A 6,027-nucleotide genomic window follows, 5' to 3' on the forward strand; every position below is an offset into this window, starting at 1 on the left:
CGCCGTCACGCGGCCCGTCCGGCGCCTCGGCGGCCCGCCGCGCGGCCCGCTCCAGCGCCTCGTGGCGGCGGTCGATCTCCGCGCGCTCCGGGGCGGAGAGCAGCCCGGCCCGGCTGAGCGGTGTGCGGGCCGGCTGCTGCGCGTACGCGGTCAGCGCGCGGTGGAACAGGGTGAGGAGCAGCCGCGCCGTCCCCTCGTCGTACAGGTCGGTCGCGTAGCTCAGGCCGAGCAGCACTCCGTCGGGTTCGCCGTCCCGGCGGTACGTCTCGGCACAGTTGAAGCTCAGGTCGAACTTGGCGGTGGCCAGGTCCGCGGCGTCGAGGGTGCCGGATACGGCGCCCAGGGCGCAGTGGGTGTCCTGCGCGGTCTGCGTGGTGAGCATGACCTGGAAGAACGGGTGCAGGCCGAGGGAGCGCTCCGGGTTGAGGTCCTCGACGAGCAGGTCGAACGGCAGGTCCTCGTGGGCCATGGCGGCCAGGTCCCGTGTGCGGACCCGGTCGAGCAGCGTGCCGAGGTCCGGGTCGCCGGACAGGTCGGCGCGCAGGGCGAGCGAGTTGACGAAGAATCCGACGAGGTCGTGCAGGTCCTCCTCGGGCCGGCCCGCCACCGGGGTTCCCACCACCACGTCGGGGCCCGCCCCGGCCGCCTCCAGCGCGGCGCAGAGGGCGGCCCGTGCGGTCATGAAGAACGTCGCGCGACGGTCGCGGGCGGTGGCGGCGAGCGCCTTGTGGGCGGCGGCGGAGAGGCGGGCGGTGACCAGCGCTCCCCGGTGGCTCGGCTCGGTGGGGCGGGGACGGTCGGCGGGCAGCCGGGTCGCGGCCGGAGCACCGTCCAGTTCCTCGCGCCAGTAAGCGAGTTGTTCGTACGCCAGGCTGTCGGGGTCGGCGGGGTCGCCGAGCATGTCCCGCTGCCACAGCGCGTAGTCCGCGTACTGCACGGGCAGGGGTTCCCACCCGGGTGCGCGGCCCTCGCACCGGGCCGTGTAGGCGCGGTCGAGGTCCTTGAGCAGACAGCCGACGGACCAGCCGTCCGTCGCGATGTGGTGGACGAGCAGCACCAGCACGGCGCCCCCCTCGTGCACCGTGAACAGCCGGGCCCGCAGCGGCAGATCGCGGGTCACGTCGAACGGCAGCCGCGCGAAGGCGGTGACCCGCGCGTCCACGTCGTCGTCCGGCCCGCACTCCCGTACCTCCAGCCGCACGCCGGGATCGCCGACGACGTGCTGGTACGGCTCCCCGTCCACGGCCCGGTACACCGTGCGGAGCACTTCGTGGCGCTCCACCACGTCCCGCACCGCCGCCTCCAGGGCCGGCCGGTCGGGCACCGCGTCCAGCCGCAGCACCACGGGCGCGTTGTACGCGGACGACGGGCCTTCGAGACGGTTCAGGAACCACAGCCGGTGCTGCGCGTACGAGAGGGGGATCACGGTTGCTGCTCCTCGGGAAGGGCGGGGGCGGGCGGGGAAAGGGGCCGGGGCGGAAGCGGTCAGCCATCCGCGGCGGCCGACAACTCCTCGATGTGGGCGGCGAGATCACGCAGCCTCGGGTGGGCGTAGACGGCCTTCACCGGCAGGGCGACGGACAGCTCGGCACGGACCCGCGAGACCAGCTTGATGGCGAGCAGCGAGTGGCCGCCGAGCTTGAAGAAGTTGTCGTCCGGGCCGATCGACGAGGCGCCCAGCACCTGCGCCCACACCCGGGCGATCAGCTCCTCGGCCCGCCCGCCGAGACCGGCACCCGCCGGGTCGCCTGCGGGCGCCGCCGCCTCGATCCGGGCCGGCAGCGCCGCCCGGTCCAGCTTGCCGCTGGGCGTCGTCGCGAACCGGTCCACGGCGACGAACGCGGACGGCACCATGTACGCGGGCAGTACCGCCGCCACGGCCGTACGCAGCCCCTCGCCGTCCCCGCCCCGGTGGTAGGCGATCAGGCACGGGGTGCCCCCGGCGTCCTCGCCCAGCACCACCGCCGCCTCGGCGGCCCCGGCCCGGCCGAGCGCGGCCTCGATCTCCTGCACCTCGATCCGGTGCCCGCGCAGCTTCACCTGCCCGTCCAGCCGCCCCAGGTGCACCAGGCGCCCGTCCGGCAGCAGCCGGCAGCGGTCCCCGGTCCGGTACATGCGCTCACCCGGCGCGCCGAACGGGTCGGCGACGAACCGCTGCGCGGTCAGGTGCGGGCCGCGCCGGTAGCCCCGCGCGATCCGGGGACCGGCCAGATACAGCTCCCCGGCCTCTCCCGGACCGACCGGCGCCAGGCGCTCGTCCAGCAGCCGCATCCGCAGCCCGGGGAGCACGGCGCCGATGTGCGGCTCGCCCGGCTCCTCGATCCAGCCGGCCGTCGCGTCGACCGTGCACTCGGTGGGCCCGTACACGTTCACCGCGCGCAGCAGCCCGGCCCGCCGCGCCTCCACCAGCCGGTCCCACAGCGCGGGCCCGATCGCCTCGCCGCCGACCAGCAGCGTCAGCGGGCGCGGACCCCCGTCCGGGGTGAGCAGATCGAGCAGCGGTTCGGCGTGCGACGGGGTGATGTCGAGGTCCGTGAGACCCCGGTCGTCCACGAAGGCGGCCAGCAGGGCCGGGTCGCGCCGGGTCTCCTCGTCGATCATCACCAGCGTGTCCCCGCGCGACAGGCGCACCCACTGCTGCACCGACGCGTCGAACGACGGCGAGGCGTTCCACCCGACGCGCCGGGCCGCGCCGCTCGCCGCGCCCTCGTCCTCCAGCTCCCGCAGCAGCAGCGACGCCGAACCCCGGGCGATCTCCACGCCCTTGGGCCGGCCCGTCGAGCCGGAGGTGTAGATGACGTACGCGAGCGCCCCCGGCCCCACCGGAACCGGCGCGAACGCCGCGCCCCGGCCGGCGGTCAGCTCGCCGGCGGTGACCGTACGCGGCCCGGCCGGCCCCGCGACGGGGCGGTCGGTGACCACGAGGTCGGCGCCGGAGTCCGTCAGGAGCAGCCGCCGCCGCTCCTCGGGCAGCGCGGGGTCCACGGGCAGGTAGGCGGCGCCCGCCGTCAGCGTGCCGATGATCGCGGTGACCAGGTCGGCGCCGCGCGGCAGGCACAGCGCCACGACGCTCTCCGGGCCGACGCCGAGCCCGGCCAGGCCGGACGCGAACGAGGCGGCCCGCTCCCGCAGTTCGGCGAAGGACAGTTCCAGGTCTCCGGCGACGACGGCGGTGCGGTCACCGGGCACGGCGGCGAGCCGGGCCATCAGGTCGGCGGCGCCGGTTCCGGCGGCCTCGCAGGGGGCGCAGGGGCAGCCGGCGGGGTGCGCGGCGGTGGTGGCGGCCGGGCGCTCGGGGAGTACGGCGGTCATGGCGGCGCTCACTTTCCGTACAGGGTGGTGGAGGGGGCGGAGGCGGGCGAGCAGTCGGATAGCGGGACCGGCTCACCCATGGCGACGAGGATCTTCCGGTCCCCGGTGAACGCCTCGCGGCCGTGCGCGCAGAGGATGTTGTCGACCAGCATCACGTCACCGGCCTGCCAGCTCTCCCGTACCGTGACCGCCTGGTACGCGTCGTTGATGGTGTCCACCTCCGCGTCGGTGAGGGCGGTGCCGTCGCCGAGGTAGGTGTTGAACGGCAGCCCGTCCGCGCCGAACGTCTCGACCAGCACCTCGCGGACGTCCTCGTCCAGGCTGCGGGCGTTCCAGAACGCGAAGTGGTTGAACCAGACGCGCTCGCCGGTCACCGGGTGCGTGATGATCGCGGACCGCCGCTGCCGGGTCCGCAGGGTGTCCTCGTCCAGCCACTCGTAGCCGATGGCGTGCGCGTCGCAGTACTCCTGCGCCCCGGCCGGCTCCTCCGAGGAGAACGCCTTGCGCCACGGCATTCCCGCCAGGTCCGAGTAGTTGCGCACCAGCAGCCAGCCGGCCTCCGCGAACCGCGCGGTCAGCTCCGGCGGCAGCATCGCCAGCGCGGCCCGCATGTCGCCGACGGTGGTGGCGCCGCCGGTCTCGGGCGCGGTGACGCAGCCGAACAGCAGCACACCGGGGAAGTCCAGCGTGTAGCTGTTCTCGTTGTGCAGCCGGATCGGCTGGACGGCCGGCAGGTCGGTGGAGGAGAACACGCCCTCACCGAAGTCGGTGCGCGGGGTCGCCTTCTCCTTGTACCCGGCCCGCTCGGCGACCAGCGCGTCCCGCGCCTCGGCGAACGTGGCCGCGTCCCGGACCGGCAGTCCGCGCAGCATCACCGCACCGGACCGGTGCAGTTCGGCCTGGATCGCGGCCCGCTGGGCGGTCAGCCACGCGGTGGCCTCCGCCATGGAGCCGAACTCCGGCGTGTGGACGATCACCGGCTTGCCGGGCTCCCGGACGGGGGCGATACCGGTGGCGGGCGGCTGGGCGAGAGCGGTCACGGTGGGTTCCTCTTTCTCGGCTTGCTGGGGCGGGGTCGGAAGGGGGGAGGGGTTACGCGGACGCGGCGGCGGAGTCGCGCACGGCGTCCAGGACGGGATTGAGCCGGGCGAAGAAGCCCGCCAGGTCCTGCTGGAAGTAGAAGTGGTCGCCGGGCAGCACCTGCGGCACGACCTCGTGGCCGGTCACCAGCGACCAGCCGGCGAGCATCCCGGCCGGCACGATCGGGTCGGCGTCCCCGCCGAACACGGCGACCGGGCAGTCCAGCCGGGCGTCCGGGGCGGTGCACCGATAGGCGTCGTCGATCGCGAAGTCCGCCCGGATCGACGGCAGGACGATCTCCCGCAGCTCCGGGTCGTCCAGGATGCCGTCGTCGGTGCCGCCGCGCTCCTTGATGGCGGCGACCAGCTCGTCGTCGTCCAGCAGCTCCGGGTGGACGGGGCACTGGTTCGGCAGCACCGGGGCCCGGCACGCGGAGGCGATCAGCAGGCGCGGCGTGCGGCCGGCGGCGCGCAGCGCCCGTACCACCTCGAACGCGACCAGCGACCCCATGCTGTGCCCGAGCACCACCAGCTCACCGGTGTCGGCGGGCAGCGAGTCCACCACGGGCTGCGCCAGGTCGTCCACCGACAGCGGCAGCTCCTCGCAGTAGCGGGCGCCGCGGCCCGGGTACTGGCCGATCAGCAGCCGCACCTCGGCCGGCAGGTGCTCGCGCCAGCCGCCGTATGCGTGGGCGTTGCCCCCGGCGTGCGGCAGGACCAGCAGCGACAGTCGGTGCGGGCCGTCACCGGGAAGGTCCCAGACGACGTCTTCGGGGGCGGGGGAGGCGGAGGTCATGAGCTGATCCGTTCTGTCTCGGTACGACGGCGGAGTGCGGGCCGGGCCTTCTTGGCCCTGGCGGCCGGGGCGGCCTTCAACGCGGTGATGTGCTCGGCGAGCCGGGCCGGGGTCGGGTGCTCGAAGACGTCACGGACGGTGAGCCGGACGTCGAGCGAGACGGCGATGTGGTTGGTGAGGCGGGCGCCCAGGAGGGAGTGGCCGCCGTGGTGGAAGAAGTCGTCGTCGATGCTCAGCGCGGCCTCGGCCCCCAGCGTCCGGGTGAAGAGACCGACCAGGGTCTCCTCCAGCGGGGTGCGCGGCGCCCGGCCCGTGGACACGACCGCCGCCGGCTCGGGCAGAGCACGCCGGTCGATCTTGCCGTTGGGCGTGAGGGGCAGGCGGTCGAGGACGGTGAGATAGGTGGGCACCATGTGCTCCGGCAGCCGGGCGGTGAGGTACCGCCGGATGTCCTCCGTGCTCACCGCCTCGGCTCCGGTGACGACGTACGCGGCGAGCCGGCGGCGGTGCACGGTGACCGTGGCTTGGGTGAGGTGCGGATGAGTGAGCAGGGCAGCCTCGATCTCACCGGGTTCGATGCGGAAGCCCCGGATCTTCACCTGACTGTCGGCGCGGCCGTTGTAGTGGAGGTTGCCGTGGGTGTCGAAGTGGGCGAGGTCGCCGGTGCGGTAGAGGCGGGTGCCTGCGGGGCCGTACGGGTTGGGGATGAAGGCGGTGGCGGTGAGGTCGGGGCGGTTGAGGTAGCCGTGGGCGAGGCCGTGGCCGGTGAGGTAGAGGTGGCCGGTGACGCCGGGTGGGACGGGTTGGAGGGTGGCGTCGAGGATGTAGGCGGTTTTGTTG

General features: G+C 74.6%; 5 protein-coding genes. All 5 read right to left on the reverse strand.

All coding sequences use genetic code 11. The features are described 5' to 3' along the window. A partial coding sequence (locus MHW47_RS30755; RefSeq protein ID WP_239227153.1) for a condensation domain-containing protein occupies nucleotides 1–1,426 on the reverse strand: 1,426 nt, incomplete at its 3' end. 59 nt (nucleotides 1,427–1,485) lie between these two features. After that, nucleotides 1,486–3,312, reverse strand: a complete 1,827-nt coding sequence (locus MHW47_RS30760; RefSeq protein ID WP_239227154.1) for a non-ribosomal peptide synthetase — start codon at nucleotides 3,310–3,312, stop codon at nucleotides 1,486–1,488. A gap of 8 nt (nucleotides 3,313–3,320) precedes the next feature. Next, on the reverse strand, nucleotides 3,321–4,352 hold the full coding sequence (locus MHW47_RS30765; protein WP_239227155.1) for a TauD/TfdA family dioxygenase: 1,032 nt from the start codon (nucleotides 4,350–4,352) through the stop codon (nucleotides 3,321–3,323). A gap of 52 nt (nucleotides 4,353–4,404) precedes the next feature. Then, nucleotides 4,405–5,187, reverse strand: a complete 783-nt coding sequence (locus MHW47_RS30770) for a thioesterase II family protein (protein WP_239227156.1) — start codon at nucleotides 5,185–5,187, stop codon at nucleotides 4,405–4,407. After that, nucleotides 5,184–6,027, reverse strand: an 844-nt coding sequence (locus MHW47_RS30775) for a phosphopantetheine-binding protein (RefSeq protein ID WP_239227157.1), incomplete at its 5' end; no start/stop codon positions are given. The genes MHW47_RS30770 and MHW47_RS30775, both read right to left, overlap by 4 nt.

Source organism: Streptomyces sp. OfavH-34-F (assembly GCF_022347745.1).
Taxonomy (GTDB): Bacteria; Actinomycetota; Actinomycetes; order Streptomycetales; family Streptomycetaceae; genus Streptomyces.

Bases quoted from the DNA above. Each gene is read 5' to 3' on its own strand.
- MHW47_RS30760 (WP_239227154.1), bottom strand. From the start codon at position 3,312: ATGACCGCCGTACTCCCCGAGCGCCCGGCCGCCACCACCGCCGCGCAC.
- MHW47_RS30770 (WP_239227156.1), bottom strand. From the start codon at position 5,187: ATGACCTCCGCCTCCCCCGCCCCCGAAGACGTCGTCTGGGACCTTCCC.